The organism is Leisingera sp. ANG-S5, from assembly GCF_000813925.1.
Lineage (GTDB): Bacteria > Pseudomonadota > Alphaproteobacteria > Rhodobacterales > Rhodobacteraceae > Leisingera.
Genome location: NZ_JWLH01000006.1, coordinates 1 through 25,034, shown reverse-complemented (window position 1 = coordinate 25,034; position 25,034 = coordinate 1). Strand labels below are relative to the sequence as shown.

24 protein-coding genes are annotated in these 25,034 nt (G+C 63.0%); 7 read left to right on the top strand and 17 right to left on the bottom strand.

Features of this window, described 5'->3' with window-relative positions:
• Positions 1-2 precede the first annotated feature (2 nt).
• Both xdhB and xdhA read right to left on the bottom strand, forming a co-directional pair.
• Positions 3-2,321 carry a xanthine dehydrogenase molybdopterin binding subunit gene (xdhB, locus tag RA25_RS11635; protein WP_039172447.1) on the bottom strand — a complete coding sequence of 773 codons (2,319 nt, stop codon included), beginning with the start codon at positions 2,319-2,321 and terminating at the stop codon, positions 3-5.
• A 12-nt stretch (positions 2,322-2,333) separates the two neighbouring features.
• On the bottom strand, positions 2,334-3,797 hold the full coding sequence (xdhA, locus tag RA25_RS11630) for a xanthine dehydrogenase small subunit (RefSeq protein WP_039172443.1): 1,464 nt from the start codon (positions 3,795-3,797) through the stop codon (positions 2,334-2,336).
• A 207-nt stretch (positions 3,798-4,004) separates the two neighbouring features.
• Here xdhA and RA25_RS11625 point away from each other — a divergent pair, with 207 nt between their 5' ends.
• Positions 4,005-4,922, top strand: coding sequence for a LysR family transcriptional regulator (locus RA25_RS11625; protein WP_039152352.1), 918 nt, complete (start codon positions 4,005-4,007; stop codon positions 4,920-4,922).
• Between the two features lie 58 nt (positions 4,923-4,980).
• Here RA25_RS11625 and RA25_RS11620 read toward each other — a convergent pair whose 3' ends face one another.
• Together RA25_RS11620 and RA25_RS11615 are read right to left on the bottom strand one after the other, a co-directional pair.
• Positions 4,981-5,184 (bottom strand): hypothetical protein, encoded by a 204-nt coding sequence (locus RA25_RS11620; protein WP_019294497.1) that lies wholly within the window; start codon positions 5,182-5,184, stop codon positions 4,981-4,983.
• Between the two features lie 362 nt (positions 5,185-5,546).
• Positions 5,547-6,806, bottom strand: coding sequence for a urate hydroxylase PuuD (locus RA25_RS11615; RefSeq protein ID WP_039152354.1), 1,260 nt, complete (start codon positions 6,804-6,806; stop codon positions 5,547-5,549).
• Positions 6,807-6,910: 104 nt separating this feature from the next.
• On the opposite strand from RA25_RS11615, the gene RA25_RS11610 reads away from it, so the two are divergent.
• On the top strand, positions 6,911-7,819 hold the full coding sequence (locus tag RA25_RS11610) for a LysR family transcriptional regulator (RefSeq protein ID WP_039172440.1): 909 nt from the start codon (positions 6,911-6,913) through the stop codon (positions 7,817-7,819).
• Positions 7,820-7,898: 79 nt separating this feature from the next.
• Here RA25_RS11610 and uraH read toward each other — a convergent pair whose 3' ends face one another.
• Entirely contained in the window at positions 7,899-8,255 is a 357-nt protein-coding gene (gene uraH / locus RA25_RS11605; RefSeq protein ID WP_027233834.1) for a hydroxyisourate hydrolase, read from the bottom strand.
• Positions 8,256-8,404: 149 nt separating this feature from the next.
• Between uraH and puuE the strand changes: the two genes are divergently transcribed.
• The 3 genes from puuE to RA25_RS11590 all read left to right on the top strand — a co-directional run bounded on the left by puuE (position 8,405) and on the right by RA25_RS11590 (position 11,815).
• The gene (gene puuE, locus RA25_RS11600) at positions 8,405-9,820 is read left to right on the top strand and encodes an allantoinase PuuE (protein ID WP_039152363.1); all 1,416 of its coding nucleotides are present in this window, start codon (positions 8,405-8,407) and stop codon (positions 9,818-9,820) included.
• Positions 9,817-10,308: an ureidoglycolate lyase gene (locus RA25_RS11595; RefSeq protein ID WP_039172437.1), complete on the top strand. Its 492-nt coding sequence runs from the start codon at positions 9,817-9,819 to the stop codon at positions 10,306-10,308. The genes puuE and RA25_RS11595 overlap by 4 nt, the downstream gene beginning before the upstream one ends.
• Positions 10,309-10,378: 70 nt before the next feature.
• The gene (locus RA25_RS11590; RefSeq protein WP_039172434.1) at positions 10,379-11,815 is read left to right on the top strand and encodes a uracil-xanthine permease family protein; all 1,437 of its coding nucleotides are present in this window, start codon (positions 10,379-10,381) and stop codon (positions 11,813-11,815) included.
• 62 nt (positions 11,816-11,877) lie between these two features.
• Here RA25_RS11590 and RA25_RS11585 read toward each other — a convergent pair whose 3' ends face one another.
• The 5 genes from RA25_RS11585 to bhcA all read right to left on the bottom strand — a co-directional run bounded on the left by RA25_RS11585 (position 11,878) and on the right by bhcA (position 16,862).
• Positions 11,878-12,390, bottom strand: a complete 513-nt coding sequence (locus RA25_RS11585) for an AmiS/UreI family transporter (RefSeq protein ID WP_039152369.1) — start codon at positions 12,388-12,390, stop codon at positions 11,878-11,880.
• A 95-nt stretch (positions 12,391-12,485) separates the two neighbouring features.
• Entirely contained in the window at positions 12,486-13,451 is a 966-nt protein-coding gene (gene bhcD, locus RA25_RS11580; protein ID WP_039152371.1) for an iminosuccinate reductase BhcD, read from the bottom strand.
• A gap of 72 nt (positions 13,452-13,523) precedes the next feature.
• A complete protein-coding gene (gene bhcC, locus RA25_RS11575; RefSeq protein ID WP_039152374.1) occupies positions 13,524-14,687 on the bottom strand; it encodes a 3-hydroxy-D-aspartate aldolase BhcC in 1,164 nt (387 codons plus the stop codon).
• A 16-nt stretch (positions 14,688-14,703) separates the two neighbouring features.
• Positions 14,704-15,672: a beta-hydroxyaspartate dehydratase BhcB gene (bhcB, locus tag RA25_RS11570; RefSeq protein WP_039172432.1), complete on the bottom strand. Its 969-nt coding sequence runs from the start codon at positions 15,670-15,672 to the stop codon at positions 14,704-14,706.
• The gene (bhcA, locus tag RA25_RS11565; protein ID WP_039152395.1) at positions 15,672-16,862 is read right to left on the bottom strand and encodes an L-aspartate--glyoxylate aminotransferase BhcA; all 1,191 of its coding nucleotides are present in this window, start codon (positions 16,860-16,862) and stop codon (positions 15,672-15,674) included. The genes bhcB and bhcA overlap by 1 nt, the downstream gene beginning before the upstream one ends.
• A 198-nt stretch (positions 16,863-17,060) precedes the next feature.
• Here bhcA and bhcR point away from each other — a divergent pair, with 198 nt between their 5' ends.
• Positions 17,061-17,876: an HTH-type transcriptional regulator BhcR gene (bhcR, locus tag RA25_RS11560; RefSeq protein ID WP_019294506.1), complete on the top strand. Its 816-nt coding sequence runs from the start codon at positions 17,061-17,063 to the stop codon at positions 17,874-17,876.
• 13 nt (positions 17,877-17,889) lie between these two features.
• On the opposite strand, the gene RA25_RS22355 is transcribed toward bhcR, so the two are convergent.
• Positions 17,890-19,053, bottom strand: coding sequence for a glutathione S-transferase N-terminal domain-containing protein (locus RA25_RS22355; protein WP_241477400.1), 1,164 nt, complete (start codon positions 19,051-19,053; stop codon positions 17,890-17,892).
• Between the two features lie 210 nt (positions 19,054-19,263).
• Here RA25_RS22355 and RA25_RS11550 point away from each other — a divergent pair, with 210 nt between their 5' ends.
• Positions 19,264-19,632, top strand: a complete 369-nt coding sequence (locus tag RA25_RS11550) for a winged helix-turn-helix transcriptional regulator (RefSeq protein ID WP_039172429.1) — start codon at positions 19,264-19,266, stop codon at positions 19,630-19,632.
• Between the two features lie 72 nt (positions 19,633-19,704).
• Here the strand turns inward: RA25_RS11550 and RA25_RS11545 are convergent, their stop codons facing one another.
• From RA25_RS11545 to RA25_RS11520, 6 genes are all read right to left on the bottom strand, one after another.
• Positions 19,705-20,535, bottom strand: a complete 831-nt coding sequence (locus RA25_RS11545; protein WP_039152381.1) for a bifunctional allantoicase/(S)-ureidoglycine aminohydrolase — start codon at positions 20,533-20,535, stop codon at positions 19,705-19,707.
• Between the two features lie 125 nt (positions 20,536-20,660).
• Positions 20,661-21,749 carry a molybdenum ABC transporter ATP-binding protein gene (modC, locus tag RA25_RS11540; protein WP_019294502.1) on the bottom strand — a complete coding sequence of 363 codons (1,089 nt, stop codon included), beginning with the start codon at positions 21,747-21,749 and terminating at the stop codon, positions 20,661-20,663.
• The gene (modB, locus tag RA25_RS11535) at positions 21,749-22,453 is read right to left on the bottom strand and encodes a molybdate ABC transporter permease subunit (RefSeq protein WP_039152384.1); all 705 of its coding nucleotides are present in this window, start codon (positions 22,451-22,453) and stop codon (positions 21,749-21,751) included. The genes modC and modB overlap by 1 nt, the downstream gene beginning before the upstream one ends.
• Complete coding sequence (gene modA / locus RA25_RS11530; RefSeq protein WP_039172426.1) at positions 22,450-23,253, bottom strand: molybdate ABC transporter substrate-binding protein; 804 nt, start codon at positions 23,251-23,253, stop codon at positions 22,450-22,452. Before modA ends, modB begins: the two co-directional genes overlap by 4 nt.
• A 105-nt stretch (positions 23,254-23,358) precedes the next feature.
• Positions 23,359-23,928 (bottom strand): chemotaxis protein CheD, encoded by a 570-nt coding sequence (locus RA25_RS11525; RefSeq protein ID WP_019294499.1) that lies wholly within the window; start codon positions 23,926-23,928, stop codon positions 23,359-23,361.
• A gap of 24 nt (positions 23,929-23,952) precedes the next feature.
• On the bottom strand, positions 23,953-24,897 hold the full coding sequence (locus RA25_RS11520) for a CheB methylesterase domain-containing protein (RefSeq protein WP_052254223.1): 945 nt from the start codon (positions 24,895-24,897) through the stop codon (positions 23,953-23,955).
• Between the last annotated feature and the right edge of the window lie 137 nt (positions 24,898-25,034).

Sequence of the window (25,034 nt, the reverse complement as noted above, 5' to 3'; positions counted from 1 at the left end):
GCTCAGCCCTGCGCTTTGAGGGTTTCGATCGCCATCAGCACGCGCTCCGGCGTGGCTGGCGCATCCAGACGGGGGCAGACCTTGTAGTCCGCGGTGCTGGCAACCGCCATCGACAGCGCCTCGAACACCGAGATGCCCAGCATGAACGGCGGCTCGCCCACGGCCTTGGACCGCTTGATGGTGCGCTTCTTGTTCACCGACCACTGGGCCAGCTGCGTGTTGAAGATGCGCGGCCGGTCAGAGGCCAGAGGGATCTTGTAGGTCGAGGGCGCATGGGTGCGCAGGCGGCCTTCGCCGTCCCACCACAGCTCCTCGGTGGTGAGCCAGCCCATGCCCTGGATGAAGGCGCCCTCCACCTGACCTTTGTCCAGGATCGGGTTCAGCGAGCGGCCCACGTCATGCAGGATGTCGGTGCGCTCCACCCGGTATTCGCCGGTCAGCGTATCGACAGACACTTCGGAGCAAGACGCGCCATAGGCGTAGTAGAAGAACGGCTGCCCCTTGCCCGCCGCGCGGTCCCAGTGGATTTCCGGCGTCTTGTAGAAGCCCGCCGCCGACAGGTGGACGCGGGCCATATAGGCCTCTTTCACCAGCGTATCAAAGGGGATCTCCTCGCTGCCAACGCGTACACGGTTGGGCAGGAATTCGACCTCCGCCTCGGAGACTTCATACTTCTCAGCCGCGAACTTGGTCAGGCGGGCAATGATCTGCTCCGCCGCATCCAGCGCCGCCATGCCGTTGAGGTCTGACCCGGACGAGGCCGCGGTGGCGGAGGTGTTCGGCACCTTCTCGGTGGTGGTTTTGGTGATCTTGATGCGCTCGAAATCCACCTGGAAGGCGTCGGCCACAACCTGCGCCACCTTGGTGTTGAGGCCCTGCCCCATCTCGGTGCCGCCATGGTTCAGGTGGATCGAGCCGTCGTTATAGACGTGGATCAGCGAGCCCGCCTGATTGTACCAGGTCGCGGTGAAGGAAATGCCGAATTTCACTGGCGTCAGGGCGATGCCCTTCTTGATGATCTTCGACTCCTTGTTGAAGGCGATGATCTCTTCCCGGCGCTTGCGGTATTCGGCGTTTTCCTCCAGCTCCCCTATCAGCCGGTCGAGGATGTTGTCCTCCACCTTCTGATGGTAGGGCGTCAGATCCCGGCCTTCTTCGCCATAAAAGTTGACCTTGCGCACATCCAGCGGATCCTTGCCAAGGGCATAGGCGATTTCTTCTATCATCCGCTCCGCCGCAACCACACCTTGCGGGCCGCCAAAGCCGCGGAAAGCGGTGTTGGAGACGGTGTTGGTCTTCATCGGGCGGCTTTTCAGAAGCACGTTCGGATAGAAATAGGCGTTGTCCGCATGGAACAGTGCACGGTCGGTGACCGGCCCGGACAGGTCCGAGGAGTAGCCGCAGCGCGCGGCAAAGCCGCCCTCGACCGCCTGGATGCGGCCGTCGCCGTCAAAGGCCACGTCATAGTCGATCACGAAGTCATGGCGCTTGCCGGTGGCGGTCATGTCCTGATCGCGGTCCGGGCGGATCTTCACGGGGCGGTTATGCTTCTTCGCGGCGATTGCAGCCACCGCGCAGAACAGGTTCATCTGGCTTTCCTTGCCGCCAAAGCCGCCGCCCATGCGGCGCACGTTGACGGTGACCGCGTTGTTCGCGACGCCCAGAACATGCGCCACCATATGCTGCGCTTCGCTGGGGTGCTGGGTGGAGCAATGCACGGTCACATCCTCATCTTCGCCGGGGACGGCAAAAGCGATGTGCCCCTCCAGATACATGTGGTCCTGTCCGCCAACGGTCATCTGCGCCTGGATGCGGTGCGGAGCACCCTTGCGCCCGGCCTCAACGTCGCCGCGCTCCAGCTTCAGCGGATCGGTGATCATCGGATAGCCCGCCTCCTGCGCCTGAACCGGGTCCAGGGCGTGGGGCAGCACCTCGTAGTCCACCTCTGCCAGCTCCGCCGCACGGCGGGCGGCATCGCGGGTCTCGGCAATCACCGCAAACATCGGCTGGCCGTGGAATTCGACCTTCTCTGTCGGGAACACCGGCTCGTCATGTTTGCCGGTGGGGCTGATGTCGTTGACGCCGGGAATGTCATCGGCGGTCAGCACGTCCACCACGCCGGGCGCGGCGCGCACGGCAGACAGGTCGATGCTTTTGATATTGGCGTGCGCCACGGTGGAGACACCCAGGTAAGCGTGCAGCGTGCCATAGGGCTCGGCGATGTCGTCGGTGTATTCGGCGCGCCCTGTGACATGCTTGATGGCACTGTCGTGCTGGCGGTCATGGTGCACGGCGCCGCTGATGGTCTGATGGTCTTTCATCTCAAAATCTCCTCAGGCGACGGCCAGCCGGACAGCACCGGCGGTTCCCGCATCATGTTCCAGGTAGAAGCGGCGCAGCAGGTTGCTGGCCGTCAGCGCGCGGTACTCCGCGGAGGCGCGCCAGTCGCTCAAGGGGGTGAAGTCCTGCTTCACCGCTTCGGCCGCTGCGTCGAACGCGGCCTCGCCCCAGGGCTGGCCCACCAGCGCGGCCTCAGCGCCCGCAGCGCGCTTGGGCGTTGCTGCCATGCCGCCGAATGCGATCCGCGCAGCTGTGATCACACCGTCCTTCACGGTGACGCTGACCCCGGCGGCAACCGAGGAGATATCCTCGTCCCGGCGCTTGGAAATTTTGTAGGCGGCATCAATCTGCCCTGCCGCCGGGCGCGGAATACGGATCGAGGCGACGAAATCGCCCGGCTCGCGGTCCTGCTTGCCGTAGTCGATAAAGAACTCCTCCAGCGGCAGCGTGCGAGAACTGCCCTTCTTCTGCAGCGTCACCTCGGCACCCAGCGAGATCAGCACCGGCGGGGTGTCCCCGATGGGGGAGCCGTTGGCGATATTGCCGCCGATGGTGCCCATGTTGCGTACCTGCCAGCCGGCGATTCGGTCCCAATATGCGCTCAGGTGCGGGAAGGCATCGCGGATCGCCGCTTCGCTCTCGGTATAGGTGACGCCGGCACCGATGGTCAGCGCGTCGTCGGTCAGCTCAACCGCCTTCAGCTCCTCCAGGTGGGCAACAAACACCACCGGAGAGATTGGCTTCATAAACTTGGTGACCCACAGGCCGACATCGGTGGAGCCCGCGACGATAGTTGCCTTGGGGTTCTCGGCCAGCACCTCTGCCAGATCCGCCGCATTCAGCGGCAGGATGGCACGGTCATCCTCGGGGCCGGTCACGACGCGGGCCTCCGGCTGGATCGCCTTCAGCTTGGCGGTCAGACTGTCGCGTTCGGTGGTCAGGTAGTCATTGGCCGGGGTACCGTACTGGTTCACTGCAAGTGCGGCCTTCACGATCGGCTCATAGCCGGTGCAGCGGCACAGGTTGCCCTGCACGGCGGTTTCCACCTCAGCCTCGTTCGGCTGCGGGTTTTCCATCCACAGCGCATAAAGCGACATCACGAAGCCGGGGGTGCAGAAGCCGCACTGGCTGCCGTGGTATTCGACCATCGCCTGCTGCACCGGGTGCAGACGGCCGTTCGGGCCGGACAAATGCTCAACCGTCACAACGTGGCAACCATTGAGCGACGCCAGGAAACGGATGCAGGCGTTCACCGCCTCATAACGCAGGGCGCCATTATGCAGACGGCCCACCAGCACGGTGCAGGCGCCGCAGTCGCCCTCGGCGCAGCCTTCCTTGGTGCCGGTCAGGCGCTGCTCCAGCCTCAGGAAATCCAGCAGAGTGGTGGTCGCCTTCACGTCCTCCAGCACAATGTCCTTGCCGTTCAGAAGAAAGCGTATGCCGGTTTGATGTGCCATGGGGCCTCCCGAATGTCTCTTGGGCCGAGCTGGCCCGCTTATGTCATTTTTACCTTGTCTGACTGCCTCGGTTAACGGCTGCAATCGCGAAAGGCTTTCAACACCCTGTTGAAAATGGTTAGGCTAATAGGTGCCGGAACCGGTGCGTTTGCCGACCTCTGCTCATCAGGGCAAGCGGGAAACGCGCCCCGTAAAGGTCTGTGAACCATGTCTTATCTGGAATCCCTGCGGGTCTTTACCCGAGTCGTCGAACTGGGCAGCATCACCTCTGGCGGGCGGGATCTGCGGCTGACTCCCGCCGTGGCCAGCAAGCGGATCAAGGAGCTTGAAAAGCACCTTGGAGTGCGGCTGTTCAACCGTACCACGAGATCGCTGACCCCGACAGAGGCCGGGCAGTTGTTTTATACCGAAGCCAAGAAGGTGCTCGAATCGATTGAGGACGCCGAGGCGGTGGTCTCGCAGTTTTCCGCCGCGCCGCGCGGGGTGATCCGGGTGACCGCGCCGCTGGGCGTTGGCCGCCGCATCATCGCGCCGCTGGTGCCGGGGTTTGTCGAGGAGTATCCGGCCACCGAAATCCGCATGCGGATGTCGGACCGCAAGGTCGATATTCTGGCCGACGGGCTGGATGTGGCTTTCTTTATCGGCACCCCGCATGATTCCACCCTGAAGATGCGCAAGATCGCCGATTGCGCCCGGGTGCTATGTGCGGCGCCGGAGTATCTGGAGCGCCACGGCACCCCGCAGGTGCCGGAGGATCTGCTGAGCGGCCACAATTGCCTGCTGCTGCGTTATCCGCGCTCACCTGAATATTACTGGACGCTGACCACGCCTGAGGGGCCGCGCAAGCTGGAGGTTTCGGGAAAATACGACGCCGATGACAGCGACGTGCTGACCAATTGGGCGCTGGACGGGCGCGGCATCGTCAACAAGCCGCGCTTTGACGTCGCCGCGCATTTGAAGAGCGGCGCGCTGGTCGAGGTGCTGCCGGACACCCCGCCTGAGGCGACCATTTTCGGCTGTCTCTATCCGCACCGGAAACTGCAGGACCCCAAGATCCGCCTGTTTGTGGACTATGCGGTAAAACAGGGCCTCGCCGCTTTCCGGCGCAGCGAAGCGGGCGGCTAGAGGCAAAGGAAAAGGCGGGCACCGCTTGCCCGCCTTTTGAATGACCAGGGTTCTCGCCTTAGCAGCGGTGCGGATTTTCCTGGCAGTAGAGCAGGTTTGCCGCGGCCCCGACAGCCGCCCCTGTCACCGGATTGCCGTCCAGAACGGCGGCGCCGGCCGCGCCGGCACCGGCGCCGTAGACCAGCCGCTCGCCGGTGGTGTCGCCACAGGCGGCCAAAACGGTGCAGAGTGCAAATCCGATTGCGATGGGTTTCCTAAGCATCGTGTTTCCTCCTTCAACGTCCACTCCCCCCGGCAGTGTTGCCGCATTTCCGGGCGGCCACCCCCGGCTGGTGCCGCCCAAGCGAAGGGTGCCCGCAACGGAGTGGCGCTGTGGCTGAACAGGCCGGAAGCCCCGGAGATCCGGCGCAGTTGGGCAAACCCTATGCCGAGGTAACGCGCAGCTTGGGCAATTGGTTCCCGGGTTTTTGCTGCATTGGCGGTGCACAGGGGGTGTANNGTTCCCGGGTTTTTTGCTGCTTTGGGGGTGCAGGGGGGGTGTACGGGGGGTGCATGCGGGGTGCCGGAAAAAAAATGGCCCCGCCACAGGGGCGGAGCCATCCGGTTTGAAAGTGTCTGACAGCGTCAGTTCGCGGCCAGTGTCAGCGGCAGATCCTTGGAGGCGCTGCCGTACCAGCGGCGGATCAGGGCGCGCTCCTCGTCCTCCATGAAGGTGACGTTGGCGGGCGGCATCGCATGGGTAGCACCTGCCTGGAGGTAGATATCCTTGGCGTATTTCGCCACATCGGCCGGGGTCTCCAGCAGCACGTTCTTGGGCGCGCGGCGGATGCCGTCATAGTAGGGCTCCCGCGCGTGGCACATGGCGCAGCGGCCCGGCACCACATTCATCACGTCCTCGAAATGCTGATTGCTGGCAAACACTTGCTCGGATTTGGTCAGCTCCCGCGCCTCGGATTCCTCGTAGGTGTCCTGCTGCAGCGGCGCCTGGCTCAGGATCATGATGCCGATGAACAGGATGGCGGTCACCGGCCAGGTCCAGGTCGGGTTGCTGGTGCCCGCGTGGTTGCTGTTGAAGTAGTGGCGGATGGTCACGCCCATCAGGAACACCAGCGCCGCGATCAGCCAGTTGTACTCGGTGGCAAAGGCCAGCGGGTAGTGGTTCGACAGCATCAGGAACACCACCGGCAGCGTCAGATAGTTGTTATGGGTCGAACGCAGCTTGGCGATCTTGCCGTATTTGGCGTCCGGCGTGCGGCCTTCCTGCAGGTCCTTCACCACGATGCGCTGGTTCGGCATGATGATGAAAAAGACGTTTGCAGTCATGATGGTAGCCGTAAAGGCGCCCAGGTGCAGCATCACCGCGCGGCCGGTGAAGATCTGGTTGTAGCCCCAGCCCATGGCGACCAGCAGCACGAATAGCAGCACCATCAGGAAGGTCGGTTTTTCCCCCAGCGGCGATTTGCACAGGAAGTCATAGACGATCCAGCCGATGGTCAGCGATGCGCCGGAAATCAGGATGCCCTGCCACAGGGCCAGGTCGGCCTTGGCGGAGTCGATCAGGTACAGCTCCCCGCCCGCCCAGTAGACGATCATCAGCAGGCCCGCGCCTGACAGCCAGGTGGCGTAGCTTTCCCATTTGAACCAGATCAGGTGGTCCGGCATGTTCTCCGGTGCCACCAGATACTTCTGGATGTGATAAAAACCGCCGCCGTGGACCTGCCATTCCTCGCCGTGCGCGCCGACCGGCAGATGCGGAACCTTCCGCAGGCCAAGGTCCAGCGCGACGAAGTAGAAGGACGATCCGATCCAGGCAATGGCGGTGATGACATGAAGCCAGCGGACCGCAAAGCCCAGCCAGTCCCACATGATCACGAGCTCTTCCATTGTTCTCTCCTCATAAGCTTTGACCCGAGACTAGAGCATGGCGTTATTTTCATGTATTAGGTAAAAAATCCAAGCTGTTTCAAAATAACACAAAGAATACGTGAATGGCCTATCTCGACAATATCCGCACCTTTGTCCGCGTCTATGAACTTGGCAACATGTCTGCCGCCGCACGTGACATGCGGATCTCAGCGGCGGTGGCGTCGTCGCGGATTTCGCAGCTGGAGGATCACCTGAATGTGCGGCTGTTCCAGCGCACCACCCGGCTGCTCAATCCGACCGAACAGGGCAACTTGTTCTATCACGGCGCGGTCAAGATTCTGGAAGCGGTGGATGAGGCTGAGGCTGACATTAGCAGCGTCACCCAAACCCCGCGCGGTACCTTGTATGTGGCCGCACCGCTGGGGCTGGGGCAGCGGCTGATTGCGCCGGCGGTGCCGAAGTTCAAGGAAGCTTATCCGCTGATCTCGATCCGGCTGCGGCTGTCGGACCGCAAGCTGGACTTGGCGGCAGAGGGGCTGGATGCGGCGTTTTTCCTGGGCGTGCCGGAGGATTCAAACCTGCGCATCCGCAAGATCGCCGATTGCCCGCGGGTGCTGTGTGCGGCGCCAGAGTACATCAGGCAGCGCGGCCAGCCGAAGAACAGCGATGAGCTGAAGACGGAGGCGCATGACTGCCTGAACCTGCGCTATCCCGGTGCGCCGGAGTTCCAATGGCCGCTGCGCAGTCAGGACGGGGTCAAGCGGGTGACGGTCACCGGGCCGTTTGAATCGGACCATGGCGATGTGCTGACCAGCTGGGCGCTGGACGGGCACGGCATTATCCTGAAACCGGTATTCGAGATTTCGGAACACCTGGCCTCCGGCAGGCTGGTGCCGGTGCTGGCAGAGGAGCCGCCGATTCCGATCCAGATGGCGTGCCTCTATGTTCACCGCCGCCACCAGGACCCCAAGGTGCGGCTGTTCATGGATTTCATGGTGGACCACATTCAGGCGCCCCCCCCCTCAGAATGAAAAAGCCCGCCCCAGTTGCCTGGGACGGGAACCGCCGGCAGATGCCAAGCGGGAGGAGAGGTATCTTGGGGCGTGCGGCTCAGCTGCCGCGGTAGGTGGAGTAGCCGTAGGGCGACAGCAAGAGCGGCACGTGGTAGTGGCTGTCAGCCTCGCTCATGCCAAAGCGCAGCGGCACCTCGTCCAGGAACAGCGGGTCGGCGCCGGCCTGGCCGGTGGCGCGCAGATAGCCGCCGGCGTGGAACACCAGTTCATAGGTGCCGGTGGCAAATTCGCCTGCAGGCAGGATCTGCTCATCTGTGCGCCCGTCATCATTGGTGGTCAGGCTGCGCAGATGGATGCGCTCTTTGCCTTCGATCCGGTAGAGATCGATCTTCAGCCCTTCCGCCGGGCAGCCGCGGGCGGTGTCCAGCACATGGGTGGTCAGAAATCCGGCCATGCCAGCCTCCTTTCAATTCCGTTTCCCTAGGTATGCGCGCATCAGGCCAATGCATACAGAAGGAAGAGTCAAAAAGTTCTTTCAAAAATATACTGAAAGCCGAAGCGGATTATCTGTTCTATACATAATAAAAAGACAGGAGACCTGACGTGACGCGCTATCCCCGTGACTTGCGCGGATACGGTGCTGCCGCACCCGACCCGCAGTGGCCCAATGGGGCCAAAGCCGCCGTGCAATTTGTTCTGAACTACGAAGAAGGCGGCGAGAACTGCATCCTGCACGGGGATGCGGCCTCGGAAGCTTTCTTGTCCGACATTCCAGGTGCCGCGCAATGGCCCGGCCAGCGCCACTGGAACATGGAGTCGATCTATGAATACGGGTCGCGCGCCGGGTTCTGGCGGCTGCACCGGCTGTTCACCGGCGCGGGCATTCCGCTGACCATCTATGGCGTTGCCACCGCCCTGGCCCGCAGCCCGGAACAGGTGCAGGCGATGAAGGACGCGGACTGGGAGATCGCCAGCCACGGCCTGAAATGGGTCGAGCACAAGGACATGGCCGAGGAGGAGGAACGCGCGGCGATTGCCGAGGCGGTGCGCCTGCACACTGAGGTCACCGGCACCCGCCCGCGCGGCTGGTACACCGGGCGCTGCAGCGCCAATACGGTGCGGCTGGTGGCCGAGGAAGGCGGGTTTGACTACATCTCCGACACCTATGACGACGACCTGCCCTATTGGCTGGAGTCCGGCGGCCGTGATCAGCTGATCATTCCCTACACGCTGGAAGCCAACGATATGCGGTTTTCCAATTCGCCGGGCTGGATCACGGGCGAGCATTTCTTCCAGTATCTGAAGGATGCCTTTGACGTGATCTATGCCGAGGGCGAGGCGGGTGCTGCGAAGATGATGACCATCGGCCTGCACTGCCGTCTGGTGGGCCGTCCGGGCAAGATCGCCGGGCTCAAGCGGTTCATCGACTATATCCAGGGCTTCGAGGGTGTCTGGTGCCCGCGCCGCATCGACATTGCTGAGCATTGGGCAGAAACCCACCCGCCGGTGAAGCGCGAGCGCCCCAGCCAAATGGAGCGCGAGGCGTTTGTCGCCAAGTTCGGCTCGATCTTCGAGCATTCGCCCTGGATCGCCGACCGTGCCTTTGATCTGGAGCTGGGGCCCGCGCATGACTGCGCCGCCGGCGTCCACAACGCGCTGTGCCGGATTTTCCGCACCGCATCTGAGGACGAGCGCCTGGGCGTGCTGACCGCGCACCCTGATCTGGCGGGCAAGCTGGCTGCGGCAGGACGGCTGACCGCGGAGAGCACCTCGGAACAGTCCAGTGCTGGTCTCGACATGCTGACTGATGAGGAGCGCGAGACCTTCACCCGGCTCAACACCGAGTATGTGGAAAAGCACGGCTTCCCCTTCATCATTGCGGTGCGCGACCACAACAAGGCGTCGATCATGGAGGCCTTCCACCGGCGTATCCACAATGACCGGGCCACCGAGTTCGATGAGGCTTGCCGCCAGGTCGAGCGCATCGCCCAGTTCCGGCTGCAGGACCTGCTGCCGTGAGCGGGCGGCTGATAGCGAAGCCGCTGACCGCAGCGGCTTTTGCACCCTATGGCGATGTGATCGAGGTTGCGGGCGCGCCGGACAAGATCATCAATCAGGGCATGTGCGGGCGTCACCACGACCGCGCGGCGCTGGATTTCGGTCCGGACGGACGGGCCGGGATCAGCCTGTTTGACGCCAAGGCCCGCCATCTGCCGCACAAGGTGGACATGGTGGAACGCCACCCGGAGGGCAGCCAGGCCTTTGTGCCAGTGAGCGGCGTGCCGATGCTGGTTGTGGTGGCCGATGACAACTGCGGCGTGCCGGTCAACCTGCAGGCCTTCATCAGCCAGCCGGGCCAGTCCATCAACCTGCACCGGGGCACCTGGCACGGGGTGCTCGCGCCCCTTGGCGCGCCCGGCCAATACATTGTTGTCGACCGGATCGGCACCTCCCCCAACCTCGAAGAACACTGGTTCAAGGAGCCTTTTACCGTGGTCGCAGACTGACCGCTAACCCCAGAAAGCCGCCAACAAAAACAAGAAGCGGCGAGATCCCCATGACCGACAGGAGACATTCATGGCTGACACTTCCATCGGGACGCCAGCACAGCTGCGTGACCCCAACTATACGCCGCCCTTGCACAAGGCGGTGCCGCTGGGCATCCAGCATGTGCTGGCGATGTTCGTTTCAAACGTGACGCCTGCCATTATCGTGGCTGGTGCAGCCGGTTTCGGCTTCGGTTCCAATTCGCCCGATTTCCCCGAACTGCTCTATCTGATCCAGATGTCGATGCTGTTTGCTGGCATCGCCACTCTGCTGCAGACTATCACCCTTGGGCCCATCGGCTCGGCGCTGCCGATTGTACAGGGCACGTCTTTTGCCTTTCTGCCAATCATGATCCCGCTGGTTGCGGGCAAGGGCGTGGACGGGCTGGCGGCCCTGTTTACCGGTGTCATTGTCGGCGGTATCTTCCACGGGCTGCTTGGCACGGTGATCGGCAAGATCCGCTTTGCGCTGCCGCCGCTGGTTACCGGACTGGTGGTCACCATGATCGGTTTGGCGCTGGTGAAGGTCGGCATCCAGTACGCCGCGGGCGGTGTTCCGGCCATCGGCACGCCGGAGTACGGTTCCTTGCTGAACTGGTCGGCGGCGCTGGTAGTGATTTTCGTCACCCTTGGCCTCAAGTTCTTCACCAAGGGGATGCTGTCTGTCTCTGCCGTGCTGCTGGGCCTGATCGTCGGCTACATCTATGCGCTGATGACGGGCATGCTGACGTTTGAAGCCGTTTCCGGCTCTTGGGAGCGGGCCGCTGCCTTTGCCCTGCCGCAGCCGTTCAAATACGGGATTGAGTTCTCCGCCGCAGCAATCATCGGCTTCTGCCTGATGAGCTTTGTTTCCGCGGTTGAGACCGTCGGTGACGTTTCCGGCGTGACCAAGGGCGGCGCGGGCCGCGAGGCCACCGAGGAGGAGATCGCAGGTGCGACCTATGCCGATGGTGTGGGTACAGCTGTGGCGGGATTCTTCGGCGCCTTCCCCAACACGTCGTTTTCCCAGAACGTCGGCCTGATCGCGATGACCGGGGTGATGAGCCGCCACGTGGTGACCTGCGGTGCCATCTTCCTGATCGTGTGCGGGCTGATCCCCAAGGTGGGCGCGGTGATCCGCACGGTGCCGATCGAGGTGCTGGGCGGCGGTGTGATCGTGATGTTCGGCATGGTGGTTGCGGCAGGCGTTTCGATGCTGTCGGACGTGGACTGGAACCGCCGCAACATGGTGATCTTTGCGATCTCCCTGTCCATCGGCCTGGGCCTGCAGCTGGAACCGGGCGCGCTACAGCACATGCCGGACACCGCACGCATCCTGCTGACCAGCGGTCTGCTGCCTGCAGCGCTGATTGCCATCGTGTTGAATCTGGTGCTGCCGCAGGAACTGGCGGGGGAGGCCACCGAGGAAGTCTCCGGCGGGATGAGCGGCCACGGCCGCGGGTCATTGCCGCATGAGGACCACGCCTGACGCAGGCAGATGCAATGAAATGACAATACGAGCCGGCCCGCAATGGGCCGGTTCTTTTCGTTTCAGCCAGCCAGCCCGTGCAGCACTGCCAGACCCGGCAGCCAGCCGGTGAAGATGCCGCACAACAGCGTTGCAATGGCAGTTAGCCGGGGGCTGCCGCGTTTGAGGGCAAGGTTCAGGAAATAGAGGAACCACAGCCCGGACCATGCCGCCCAGCAACCTGCCAGCCAGACATCGAACAGACCGTCCGCCTGCGCCAGTACCCGCAGCACCATCGGCGCGGCGGTGAGGGCCACAAAGCCGCTGAACCATCCCAACCCCTCGCCGCTGGAGGCGAAAGTGCGGTTGTAGGCCACCCACAGATAGGTGGAGCCGAACAACAGCGTCATGCCCGCATCCAGCAGGTCCGCAGGTTGCCGCGCCGCCAGCGCGATCAGCAGCACCACGGCAAAGAACACCAGCGCGGCGACTGCGTTGATCAGGATAATCTCGCGGTCCTGTATCCGGCCCATCTGCCAGATGCCGTTCAGGCACAGCACCACGCCGACCACCAGCAGGCTCAATCCCAGAAACATTTTTTCAGTCCCCCAAAAGAAAACAGGAGAGAGGTACACCTCTCTCCTGCCGTTCCGCTATGCGGATATTTGCAGAATGTGTTTCTGGCCGGGGCTTAGAAATCGACCTCGATGGCGATGCCCTTTTCAACCGCCACTTCCACAACAGAGGCCGCGACGGCCAGATCCTGCAGGCCGACGCCGGTGCCATCGAACAGGGTGATCTGATCGTCCGAGGTGCGGCCCGGATTGGTGCCGTTGATGACCGCGCCGATCTGGGCAACATCAGACTCCTGGATCAGGCCCTGCGCCACCGCGTGCTGCGCCTCGCCGATGGAGATGGATTGCGCCACTTCGTCGGTAAACACGGATGCCTTGACCAGAAGTTCGGCCTCGACCTCCTGCTTGCCCTTGGTGTCGGTGCCCATGCATGCGATATGGGTGCCGGGGCTGACGTGATCTGCCATCAGGGACGGTGCAAAGGCCGAGGTGATGGAGATGATCACATCCGCCTCTGTCATGCCGGGGAGGTCCACTGCTTCAAACGGTAGGCCTGCTTCCGCGGCGACCTTTTCGATGTTGGGCAGCATTTCCGGGTGGTAGTTCCAGCCGATAACCTTCTCGAACTGGCGCTGCTCCAGGGCGGCGCGCAGTTGGAAGGTGGCCTGGTGGCCGGCGCCGATCATGCCGATCACCTTGGCGTCCTGGCGGGCCAGATGCTTGATCGACACCGAGGACGCCGCTGCGGTGCGCAGCGCAGTCAAGAGGTTGCCGCCCACCATCGCCTTCACCTTGCCGGTGTCCGGGTCGAACAGGAAGACGGTGGACTGGTGGTTGATCAGCCCGCGCTTTTCCAGGTTGTTCGGCCAGTAGCCGCCGGCCTTGAGGCCCAGCGTCAGGCCCGCGCGGTCAAAGCCGCCCTTGAAGCCGTAGAGCGCGTCCTCGTGGCCGATCGCCTCGCGCACCACGGGGAAGTTGTAGGCATCGCCTGCGGCCATCGCGGCAAAGACCTTCTCGACCGCATCGAACGAGGCTTCGCGGGTCACAAGATCCGCAATCGCCTTTTCCGGAACGATATACATGTCTGTTTCTCCTCAACAAAAAAGCCGGCGGAGGGCGGCATGCGCACCTCCGCCAGTTCGGGGATCGTTTGCTTAGTAGGCCTTGCCGCGGGCCGAGACGGGCCAGACGGTTTCGACCTTGCCGTTCCGGACACCGACGTACCAGTCATGCACGTTGGCGGTCGGGTCGCAGTGGCCGGGCACCAGCCGCAGCTTGTCGCCCACTTTCAGCGCGCCGGAGGGATCAGAGACCACACCGTGCTCGTCCGAGCATTTGATGTATTCCACGTCGTCGCGGCCAAAGATGAAGGGCAGGCCGCTGTCGACCGATTGCGCCTTGAGGCCGGCATCCACGATGGCCTTGTCGGCCTTGGCGTGGCTCATCACCTGGGTCAGCAGGAAGAAGGCGTTTTCCCACTCGCCCTGGTCGATCCGGTTGCCGTCCTTGTCCAGGATGCGGCCGTAATCGGCGTCCATGAAGGCGTAGGAGCCGCACTGCAGTTCGTTGTACACGCCGGAGTTCGATTCGAAGTAGTAGGAGCCGGTGCCGCCGCCGGAGACCAGCTCGCACTCGATGCCTTCCTTCTTTAAGCCTTCGACCGCATCGGCAACCTGCGCGATGGCGATGTCCAGCTTGGCTTTGCGGTCCTCGTAGCTGTCCATGTGCTGCATAGCGCCCTGATAGGCCTGGATGCCGGAGAACTTGAGGTTCTCTGCCGCGTTCACCGCTTTGGCAATCTCAACCACGGCTTCGGTGGTGGTCACGCCGCAGCGGCCTGCGCCGCAGTCGATCTCGACAAAGACTTCCAGCTCGGTGCCGTGCTTTTGTGCTGCTGCCGACAGGTCGGCCACGTTGTCCAGATCATCGACGCAGACGATGGTGCGGGCGCCCAGTTTGGGCAGGCGGGCCAGGCGGTCGATCTTTTGCGGGTCGCGCACCTGGTTGGAGACCAGCACGTCCTTGATGCCGCCGCGGGCAAAGACCTCAGCCTCCGACACCTTCTGGCAGCAGACGCCAACGGCGCCGCCAAGGCGTTCCTGCAGCTTGGCCACATCCACCGACTTGTGCATCTTGCCGTGCACCCGGTGGCGCATGCCGTGTGCCTTGGCATAGTCGCCCATCTTCTTGATGTTGCGCTCCAGCGCGTCCAGGTCGAGGACCAGCGCCGGGGTCTGGATGTCAGCTTCGTCCATGCCCGGGATCGCCGGGACGTCATAGCCGACTTCAAGCTCTTCAAATTTGGTCTGTGCGTTCATGGTTTAATTCCCCAGTTTAGCTGTTCATCCAGGGCAGCTTGTCGAGGTCGACATTGCCGCCGGTGACGATCAGGCCCACGCGTTTACCCGCGAAGGCGTCTTTGTTTTTCAGAATGGTGGCGAGCGGCACCGCGGAGGACGGCTCCATCACGATGCGCAGGTGCTTCCAGATCAGCTTCATCGCATCGATGATTTCCGCATCCGACGCGGTGTAGATCTCGCTGACGTGGTTGCTGACAAAGTGCCAGGTCAGATCCTTCAGCGGTACCAGCAACCCGTCGGCGATGGTTTTGGGCGCATCGTCGGCGATGATGTAGCCCGCCTTGAAGCTGCGGTAGGCGTCATCGGCCTGCTCCGGCTCTGCCGCGATCACCTGGGTTTCCGGTGCCAGCGTCGACAGCGTCAGGCAGGTGCCCGAAATCATGCCGCCGCCGCCGATCGGGGCCACCACCATGTCGAGACCGTCGGTCTGCTCCACAAACTCCTTGGCACAGGTGCCCTGCCCCGCAATCACGCGCGGGTCGTTGTAAGGATGCACGAAGTCGCCGCCGGTCTCGGCCTGCACCTTGGCAAAGGTCTCCTCGCGCGAGCTGGTCGAAGGCTCGCATTCGGTGATCTTGCCGCCATAGCGGCGCACGGTGTCCTTCTTGGCCTGCGGCGCGGTGCGCGGCATGACCACGTTGCACGGGATGCCGCGCAGCATTGCCGCATAAGACAGGCAGGAGGCATGGTTGCCCGAGGAGTGCGTGGCGACGCCCTTGGCGGCCTGCGCCTCATCCAGCCCGAACACCGCGTTGGTGGCGCCGCGCACCTTGAAGGCGCCCGGCTCCTGGAAGTTCTCGCACTTGAAGAACAGCTCGGCCCCGGTCAGTTCATTCAGATAAGCAGAGGTGCGCACCGGGGTGCGGCGGATATGGGGCTGGATGCGAACGTGCGCAGCCAGCATGTCCTCATAGGTCGGGATATACATCGCGGTATCCTTCATCAGGCGGCAGCCTTGGTGCTGGAGGCGGTGTTGCCGCGGTAGTAGTCCTGCGCCGCTGCCACGCCGGAGCCCAGCTGGATGTTGAGGCCGAGGTCGGCCATAACCATTTCGGCGGTGGCAATCCCCGACAGGGCCATCACATCGGTCAGGCTGCCCAGGTGGCCGATGCGGAACACCTTGCCCGCGACTTCGCCCAGGCCGGTGCCAAAGGCGACGCCGTATTTCTCGGCCGCCAGGCTGACGAACTTGTTGGCGTCAAAGCCGTCCGGCGTGCGGATGGCGCTGACGCTGTCGGAGTAGACGTCCGGCGACACGGCGCACAGTTCCAGCCCCCAGGCGCGGACCGCGGCGCGGACGCCCTCGGCAATCCGGTGGTGGCGGGCAAATACATTCTCCAGCCCTTCGTCCAGCAGCATACCACAGGCCATGTTCAGACCGTTCAGAAGGCCGACAGAAGGCGTGTAGGGATAGGCGCTGTTGGCATAGCCGTTGGCCATGTCCTTGATATCAAAGAAGGTGCGCGGCAGGGTCGCGGTCTCGGCAGCTTTCATGGCCTTGGGCGAGAAGCCAACGATGGCCAGGCCCGGCGGCAGCATGAAACCCTTTTGCGAGCCGGTGACGGCAATATCGACGCCCCATTCGTCCATCCGGAAGTCCATCGAGGCGATGGAGGACACACCGTCGACAAACAGCAGCGCCGGGTGGCCCGCGGCGTCCAGCGCGCGGCGGACGGCGGCGATGTCGGATTTGACGCCGGTTGCGGTCTCGTTGTGGGTTGCCAGGACGGCCTTGATCTGGTGGGAAGTGTCAGCGGTCAGGATTTCCTCATACCGGTCCGCGGGCAGGCCCTCGCCCCAGGGGGTTTCAACAACCTGGACGTCCAGACCGTGACGCTGGCACATGTCGATCCAGCGGTGGCTGAACATGCCGTTGCGCGCCGCCAGGATCTTGTCGCCCGAATTCAGCGTGTTGGTGATCGCGGTTTCCCAGCCTCCGGTGCCGGTCGACGGGAAGACGAAGATCTCGGCGGTTTCGCTTTTCAGAACCTTCTTCACACCGGCCAGTGCCGGGTGCAGGATCTGGCCGAACAGCGGCGAGCGGTGGTCCAGCGTCGGCATGTCCACTGCCTTGCGGAGTGCTTCGGGCATATTGGTCGGACCGGGAATGAAAACTGGGTTTTGAAAGCTCATGTCGTGCCCTCCTGTGGCGATTTCCTCCAATGTAAGGGGCAGCTGCCCGCAGGGATACTTTTTTGAAAAAAGATTTCAAAAATGGGAGAAACGAGTTATTTATCCATATTTTCAATGGGTTTAGTTTTTTCACTGTACAGAAGGTATTTTCAGTTTTATCGATAAGCAGCTGCTTGAATTGCCAAGAAAGACCTGAAAATGTCCCAGCCGCCGCGCCGCAAGGGCCGCCCCAAAAGCTTTGATTCCGCCAGTCAGCCGGCCACGATCCAATCGCTGGACCGGGCGCTGGATGTGCTGGACGCGCTAGCTGGCGCCAGTGGCATGACGCTGACGGAGCTTTCCTCCGCGCTCGATCAGTCGGCGGCCACTATGTACCGGGTGCTGGCAACGCTGGAGGCGCGCCGGATTGTCGAGATGGAGCCGCAGTCGCAGACCTGGCACATCGGCGCGATGGCGTTCCGTCTCGGCTCCGCCTTCCTGCGCCGCTCCAGTGTGATCGAACGGGCGCGGCCGGTGATGCGGGAGCTGATGGAGGCTACCGGCGAGACCTCTAACCTCGGCATCGAACGCGGCGGCGATGTGATGTTCGTGAGCCAGGTGGAAACCCATGAATCGATCCGGGCTTTCTTTCCGCCTGGAACCACTTCTCCCATGCATGCTTCCGGCATCGGCAAGGCGCTGCTCAGCTGTTTCGGTGAGGATCAGCTGGCCCGTTTCCTGCGCGGGCGCACGCTGGAGCGGTTTACGGAGAAAACCCTGACCTCGGCAGAGACTTTGCGCGCAGACCTGGCGCAAATCCGCAACCGCGGCTGGTCATTCGACGATGAGGAAAAGGCGCCGGGCATGCGTTGCGTCGCGGCGCCCGTTTTTGGCATGCAGGGCGAGGTCCTGGCTGGAATTTCGATCTCCGGCCCCACCGCACGGATGCCGGACGGCGGCATCTATGGCATCGGCACCCTGGTCAAGGACGCCGCGCAGAAACTGTCGCAAGGAATGGGGGCGCCGGCCGCCTGACGCCCCCCTGCGCCTAGTGCTGCAATTCCTCCGCGGTGCGGTGCGGCCTGCCCTGACCGGTGTCGAGATAGGCCTTCAGGCTGGAAGCGAAGAAATGGTCCCAGCCAGCCTCGCATACATCATAGCAGAGCAGGCTGGGCCTGAGGCCTTCATGCTCAAACCGGATGCGGCAGCCCTGCGGATCCGGAGAAATCCGCCAAATAGCGCGCGTGCCGAGCCATTCGGTTTCGATTTCGCTGGGCTGCCCTTCGTGCAGATGCAGCGCCTCGACGCATTCGAGCTCGACAAGTTCGCCGGGAACAAGGCGCTTGGCCTCAAAGATCCAGAAGGAGCGTCCCGGAGGGAAGGTGAATTTGGCGCGGTCGCCGGGCTGCAGAATGGGATTATCCGGCTCCGTCCACCAATCCCCGAACCCTTGGGTTAGAGCGTGAAATGCCTGGTCCGGTGTGGCTGCGGTAGAGATGCTGCGCTTGTAATTCCGTGCAGCTGGGCGTCTGGTATGCTCGTCCCAGTGCAGCGGAAGGGTTTCGGCCATGCCGGGCAGCACGCTCATCCGGTCCTTCCAGTCCGCCAGACGGGGGTAGAGATCCGGAGGAAAGCCGAACCCGAGCCTGTCCATCACCTCATGGCGCGTTTCGACCGCCCTTTGGATCAGGCGGATTTCCGGAAATGCCACTGCGTCAGACGCGCTGGGGGCATTCCCGGCCAGATAAGGTCTGCTGTCCAGCAGCCCCTCCAGCCAGCGGCATTCCTGGTGCAGGGTCTCCGCCGCGGTCTTCAGCGCGGCTTCTTCAGGGCTGCCGGAGGCCGGAGAGATACGCTGAACCAGCACAGGCGCCAGCACCGAATGGCAGGCATCCCTCAGATAGCTGCTGGCCTCCATCGTGATCTGCCAGATTTCTGCGGCTTCTTCCGGGGTTGCGCCAAACAGCGGACGCTTCGGAAAGGCCCTGTCGAGCCAGGCAAGAGCCGCGATGGAATCCCGTATGACGCAGCCGCCTGCTTCCAGCACCGGGACCGTGCCGCGCGGATTGAGCGAAAGGAAGGGTTCCTTCTTGTGCTCGCCGTCTGACGCTGACAGCACGTTCTGCTCCCAGCTCAGCCCCTTGAGTGCCAGGCCCGCGAGAACACGCCAGGCGCGAGGTGCGCCGCTGATTGTGTGAATAGTGAGTGTCATGCTGAACCTCCTTCAGGTGTCTCTGAGGAGGATAGAGGTTGGTAATTAATTGAAAAGTAGGCAGAATTTTCTTACTTAGTCAGGTAAATGATACTATTGCCCGGCTGCTTCCAATAACAAGTACCGGCTGAATAGCATCCTCAACTCTGATTTTCTGCGAAACTCCCCGAATTCATGTTAGTATGATTTTTGTACCATGGAGGATTTGCAATGAATGCCGAGCCGCCGAAAAATTTCCAGACGACGCAATCTGGCGGGGCATTTGGCAAGCGCTGTCCGATGCCGGACATCGCACAGCTCATTGGCGGCAAGTGGAAGCTGATCATCCTTCAAGTGCTGATTTTTCAGGGAACCAAACGGTTTGGCGAGCTGAGGCGTGACGTTGAAGGCATCACCCAGACCATGCTCACCAGCCAGCTGAGGGCGCTGGAGAAAGACGGCCTTGTCAGCCGGGAGATCTTTCCCGAGGTTCCGCCGAGGGTGGAGTATACGGCAACCGCCAAGGCGATAGCGCTAACGGATATGTTCCATGCAATGCATAAATGGTGGGTGCTTCATAACAGCGAACAGGCCAGCTGACCTGAGAGTCAGCCAGCCTGAGTATGAGCAGCCCGATGCCGGAAAACGGCTTGTGTTCCCCTGACCTGCCCGTCAGCGCAGCGGCGCCAGCGGCATGTGACGGTTCACGTCCTTGTAGAGCAGGTAGCGGAACTTGCCCGGGCCGCCTGCATAACAGGCTTGCGGGCAGAAGGCGCGCAGCCACATGTAATCGCCGGCCTCGACCTCGACCCAGTCCTGGTTCAGCCGGTAGACCGCCTTGCCCTCCAGTACATAGAGGCCATGCTCCATCACATGGGTCTCGGCAAAGGGGATCACCGCGCCGGGCTCGAAGGTGACGATGGTCACATGCATGTCGTGGCGCAGGTCGTTGGGGTCCACGAAACGGGTGGTCGCCCACTTGCCCTCGGTTTCCGGCATCGGGGTCGGGTCGACGTGTTTGTCGCTGGTGACAAAGGCCTCAGGCGCGTCCAGCCCTGCAACCGGCTGATAAGCCTTGCGGATCCAGTGGAAGCGGACCGGTGCGTCACCGTTATTGCGCAGGCTCCAGACCGCTTGCGGCGGCAGGAAGGCATAGCCGCCCTCCTCCATTTCATGCGCGGTTCCGTCGATGGTCAGGGTCATTGATCCTTGCACCACGAACAGCACCGCCTCGGTGCCTGCTTCCGTTTCCGGACGGTCGCTGCCGCCGCCGGGCTGCACCTCGGCGATATACTGCGAAAAGGTCTCGGCAAATCCGGACAGGGGCCGCGACAGCACCCAGAAGCGCGCCTTGTCCCAGAACGGCAGCAGGCTGGCCACGATATCGCTCATGGTGCCCTTGGGGATCACCGCATAAGCCTCGGTGAACATGGCGCGGTCGGTCAGCAGCTGGGTCTGCGGCGGCAGCCCGCCTTCCGGAGCGTAATAGGATCGTTTGGTCATCGGCTGCCTTTCCTGCTGAAGTGCTGCTCCATTGATACCCGCCTGTCCGGCGCAACCGAACTTATTTCCGTATCAAGAATACCTGAAGGATTGTCTTGGTATTTTTGAAGACGTGACTGGCGGCCCTATCCACCGCCGCCGCCGATATCTTCCGGCGCAATGGAGACGGTTTTGACCACTGCATGGCATTCTGCACCAGGCTCCAATCCCAGGGCCTGGGCGGAGCGTCGGGTGACACGGGCCAGAACCCGGCCCGCCGGCGTGGTCAGCGAGACCATAGCGCCGGGCCCGCCGCCGGTGCGGACATGTTCCACAGTGCCCGGCAGGATGTTAAGCGCCGACAGCCCTTCGGGGCGCTGGCGCGACAGGATCACCTCATGCGCCGAAACCCGCACCCGGACCATGCTGCCGGGCGCCCTGGCGATCTGCGGCAGGTACAGCGGCACGCCGCCTGCATCCAGCTCTGTCAGCCCGTCGCCGTGATGCCGCGCCACCCGTGCCTGCAGCAATGCGCCTGCCGCGCGGACGCCTGCGGGCATAACCGCGGGATCACCCAGAACCTCTGCCGCGGAGCCTTGCCGCTGAACCTGGCCGTCCTGCAGCACAACCACGGTGGTCGCCAGCCGGGCGACTTCAGCCGCCGAATGGCTGACGTAGAGCATCGGAATGCCGATCTCGTCCCTCAGCCGCTCGAAATAGGGCAGGATCTCTGCCTTGCGGGCCTCATCCAGAGCCGACAGCGGTTCATCCGCCAGGATCATCCGCGGCGCGGATAGCAGCGCCCGGCCAATGGCAACGCGCTGCTTTTCGCCGCCTGACAAATGTCCGGGCCGGCGCTGCAGAAGCGGGCCGATGCCCAAGAGCTCCACCACCCGGTCCAGGTTTTCTCGCTTTGCATTCCGGGGCGCGAACCATTGGCCGAAAGCCAGGTTCTGGCGCACCGTCAGATGCGGGAACAGCCGCCCCTCTTGAAAGACACAGCCCATCCGGCGCTTGTGCGGCGGCAGCCATTGCCCCCGGCTGGTGTCGCACAGCACCTCGCCCTGCAGCGCCACCCGGCCCTGATCCGGCCGCAGCAGCCCGGCCACCGCCTGGATCACCGTCGTTTTGCCGGTGCCGGAGCGGCCAAACAGCACGGTGACCCCTGGCGGCGCCTCAAACTGCACGTCCAACCCGAACCCTGGCAGCGCATGTTGCAGCGAAACGGTCAGCATCAGCGCCCCCCGGCCCGGTCAGCCGCCCGGCGCGCCAGCAGTTCCGACAGCAGCAGCGCGGTCAAGGCGATTGCAATCGACACCAGGGTCAGCCGCAGCGCCGCGGTCTCGCCGCCGGGCACCTGCAGGAAGGTGTAGATCGCCGAAGGCAGCGTCTGGGTCTGTCCGGGAATGCTGGAGACAAAGGTGATGGTGGCGCCGAATTCGCCCATGGCCTTGGCAAAGCCCAGCACCACGCCGGCAATCAGCCCGGGCAGGATCATCGGCAGGGTGATGGTAGCAAAACACATGATGCGCGATGCGCCCAGGGTGGCGGCGGCCTGTTCCAGCTTGGGGTCCACCGCCTCCACCGACAGGCGGATGGCCCGCACCATCAGCGGAAAGGCCATGATACCGGCGGCCAGCGCTGCCCCGGTCCAGCGGAAGGCAAAGACGATGCCGATCTGCTGCAATGCGCCGCCAACCGGTCCTTTTGTGCCGAACAGCATGAGCAGCAGGTAGCCGGTGACCACCGGAGGCAGGATCAGCGGCAGGTGCACCAGGCTGTTGACGATCTGCTTACCTGGAAACTGCCAGCGTGCCAGCGCGTAGGCGGTGAAGACCGCCGGCGGAAGTGCCGCCAGCGTTGCCCAGATCGAGACCTGAAGCGACAGCATCACCGCTTGCCATTCCTCGGGACCCAGCCATGCAGATTCAGCGCTCACTCTTCGGGTTCTCCAAAACCGTGATGCAGAAAAATGCTCCGGGCCGCGGGGCCGTTAAGAAAATCCAGAAACGCCTTTGCCTCAGCCATATTGCCGCCGGTGACGACAGCAGCCGGGTAGATGACCGGAGGATGGCTGTCTGCCGGAAAGGCTGCAATCACCGTGACTCCATCTTCCGCTTTGGCATCGGTGGCATAGACAACACCCATTGACGCCTCACCGGAGGCAACAAGCGCCAGCGCGGCGCGCACATTGGCGGTCTGAGCCACCTTGGGGGCAAGCTCATTCCATTGCCCCAGTGCCATCAGCGCTGCCTTGCCGTAGAGGCCTGCAGGCACCGCATCCACCAGCGCCATGGCCAGGCGGCTTTCGCCAAGCCGGCCTGCCAGATCCGCGGCCTCTAAGTCCAGCGGCAGAGCACCTGGTCCATGCGCGATCAAAACCAGACTGTTCGCAAGCAAGTCCAGACGTGAGGTTTCGTCGATCAGGCCTTCTTGCTGAAGCACGTCCATCCAACCGGGGTTGGCTGAGATGAACAGGTCTGCCGGTGCGCCCAGCTGGATCTGCCGGGCCAGGGCTGGAGAGCCTGCATATGAGAGTGTTACGTTTTGACCGGTGCTGTCCCGGTAGGATGCCGCTGCCTCATCCAGCGCGGTTTTGGCGCTGGCGGCCGCAAACACGGTGACTTCGGCCTGCAGCTGCCCGGCCAAGCCGGAGATCAGCGCCCCTGCTGCAGCAAGGCTCCGCCAGAAAACCGGCGAAGCCAATGAATTCAAGAATGAAGCCAGGTATGCGCTCATGACCCCTAAGGGACTACCTGTGCCGGCCGGTGCGGGCAAACGGTATTTCACGCACTGTGCTCAGCGGCCTTGCAGACTAGGCGGCGTGCCGAAGGTGGCGGCCGGTCAGAACAGATCCACCACGCCAGCGCCAGCGCCTGCCGCTGCCGGTGCAGGGACCGGAGCCGGACGTGCGGCGGCGCGCTGTTCCAGTTCGCCGAGTTTGCGGTCGTCCTTGACATGTGTCTGCTGGGCTGCGCCGGAACAGGCGTGGAACCGTACCCGGCGTGCCGAAGTGCCTCCGACGCTGGAAGAAATCACGGGAATGCCTTCGTCGCGCAGGAACCGCTGCACGAAATCGGCATTTGCAGCCCCGATATCCGACAGGTTTGCCGACATTTTGGCGCCGCCGAACACCTTGGCTTTCAGGTTGGAGCGGCTGGCACCTTTCTTGAGGATGCCGTTGATCAGCAGCTCCATTGCGTGGATGCCGTAGCGGGCGTTGGCCGCCCCGCCCTGGCGGGCGTTGGCGAGCAGGAAATGATTCATCCCGCCCACACCATTTTCCGGATCGTAAATGCAGGCCGCGATGCATGAGCCAAGGACCGTGGAGAACATGATCTTCTGATCCGTGCTCACCCGGTATTCCCCCTGCAGAACCGTAACGGATTTCGAATTGGCGAAAACAGTAGTCAAAGTCAGGTCCTTCCTGCGGTTCGATCAGACCTTGCTGGCCTGTAGTAGTGTATTGGCCATCCGGGCCAGAGGCACCTGCTGCTGGGCAGCCCCCATTTCCCAGGCCACCCGTGGCATGCCGTAGACCACTGAGGATTTCTCATCCTGGGCAAAGGTCTTGGCGCCGGCCTTGCGCAGTTCCAGGAGCCCCCTGGCCCCATCCTGGCCCATGCCGGTCAGGATGGTGGCTACAACGTCCTTTCCATATGGCACGGCAGAGGTGAACAGAGCGTCAACAGAGGGTGTGTGGCCGGAAATATCGGGGCCTTCCTTCATCCGCAGGCGCAGCGGCTTGCGGCTGGTGATCCCCATGTGGCGGCGCTGGCCTGCGGCGATGTAAACATGGCCCGGCTCCAGCGTGGTGCCGTCTTCTGCCGGGCGCACGCGGGCAGGGCAGATGCGGTCCAGCAGTGACACCAGCCCGGAGCCGAAATTCTTGCCGGTGTGCTGCACAATCAGGGTCGGAGGGCAGTCGAAGGGGAAGCCGACCAGCACGCTGCGCAGCGCCTCCACGCCACCCGTTGAGGATCCGATCAGGATAAGTTTCTTGCTGCCGCCAGCAGCAGCGGCCGGCCGGGCGGCCGAGGCACCTGCGGCAGCCCGGGGGCTGCGGCGCGGCGCGTTGAGCATCATATCGAAATACTGCGCAAACTGGCTTGGGTGGTCTGATTTGGTCAGCTCGAAGATACCGGCGCCGACATCAAGCAGCGGTGAGGACTTGCGGGCCGGCGTGGCGCCCTGAGTGTCCATCACGGAGACCCAGCGGGTGTCCATGGCGGAAAACAGCGCCATCATCATCTCAAACTCAGGCAGCTTGGTGAACCCGTCCTCAACGAAGGCAAACACCGGCTGTGCGGCCTCCGCCTGATTGTAAGCCATCATCAGGTTGTTGGCCAAAAGCACTTTCATGCCGGGATAGGCGGACTCCATATAGCCCTGCAACGTGCGGGCAAAGTTACGGTCCGTGGTAATGATCAATAAGTTACGCGAAGACAATGGGTTCCCCAGTCAAGTTGCAGTGCCCTAAGAATTGCAGGCACAGGTTGCCATAGTCTGAAGGCGCCGCA

Coding starts and splice junctions, on each gene's coding strand:
- modA (WP_039172426.1), bottom strand. CDS start 23,253: ATGAGCGCATACCTGGCTTCATTCTTGAATTCATTGGCTTCGCCGGTT.
- RA25_RS11610 (WP_039172440.1), top strand. CDS start 6,911: ATGGCCTATCTCGACAATATCCGCACCTTTGTCCGCGTCTATGAACTT.
- modC (WP_019294502.1), bottom strand. CDS start 21,749: ATGCTGACCGTTTCGCTGCAACATGCGCTGCCAGGGTTCGGGTTGGAC.
- RA25_RS11520 (WP_052254223.1), bottom strand. CDS start 24,897: ATGGAGTCCGCCTATCCCGGCATGAAAGTGCTTTTGGCCAACAACCTG.
- RA25_RS11585 (WP_039152369.1), bottom strand. CDS start 12,390: ATGTTTCTGGGATTGAGCCTGCTGGTGGTCGGCGTGGTGCTGTGCCTG.
- bhcB (WP_039172432.1), bottom strand. CDS start 15,672: ATGAAGGATACCGCGATGTATATCCCGACCTATGAGGACATGCTGGCT.
- xdhA (WP_039172443.1), bottom strand. CDS start 3,797: ATGGCACATCAAACCGGCATACGCTTTCTTCTGAACGGCAAGGACATT.
- bhcR (WP_019294506.1), top strand. CDS start 17,061: ATGTCCCAGCCGCCGCGCCGCAAGGGCCGCCCCAAAAGCTTTGATTCC.
- RA25_RS22355 (WP_241477400.1), bottom strand. CDS start 19,053: ATGACACTCACTATTCACACAATCAGCGGCGCACCTCGCGCCTGGCGT.
- RA25_RS11590 (WP_039172434.1), top strand. CDS start 10,379: ATGGCTGACACTTCCATCGGGACGCCAGCACAGCTGCGTGACCCCAAC.
- bhcD (WP_039152371.1), bottom strand. CDS start 13,451: ATGTATATCGTTCCGGAAAAGGCGATTGCGGATCTTGTGACCCGCGAA.
- bhcA (WP_039152395.1), bottom strand. CDS start 16,862: ATGAGCTTTCAAAACCCAGTTTTCATTCCCGGTCCGACCAATATGCCC.
- xdhB (WP_039172447.1), bottom strand. CDS start 2,321: ATGAAAGACCATCAGACCATCAGCGGCGCCGTGCACCATGACCGCCAG.
- RA25_RS11620 (WP_019294497.1), bottom strand. CDS start 5,184: ATGCTTAGGAAACCCATCGCAATCGGATTTGCACTCTGCACCGTTTTG.
- RA25_RS11550 (WP_039172429.1), top strand. CDS start 19,264: ATGAATGCCGAGCCGCCGAAAAATTTCCAGACGACGCAATCTGGCGGG.
- bhcC (WP_039152374.1), bottom strand. CDS start 14,687: ATGAACGCACAGACCAAATTTGAAGAGCTTGAAGTCGGCTATGACGTC.
- RA25_RS11615 (WP_039152354.1), bottom strand. CDS start 6,806: ATGGAAGAGCTCGTGATCATGTGGGACTGGCTGGGCTTTGCGGTCCGC.
- RA25_RS11625 (WP_039152352.1), top strand. CDS start 4,005: ATGTCTTATCTGGAATCCCTGCGGGTCTTTACCCGAGTCGTCGAACTG.
- RA25_RS11545 (WP_039152381.1), bottom strand. CDS start 20,535: ATGACCAAACGATCCTATTACGCTCCGGAAGGCGGGCTGCCGCCGCAG.
- uraH (WP_027233834.1), bottom strand. CDS start 8,255: ATGGCCGGATTTCTGACCACCCATGTGCTGGACACCGCCCGCGGCTGC.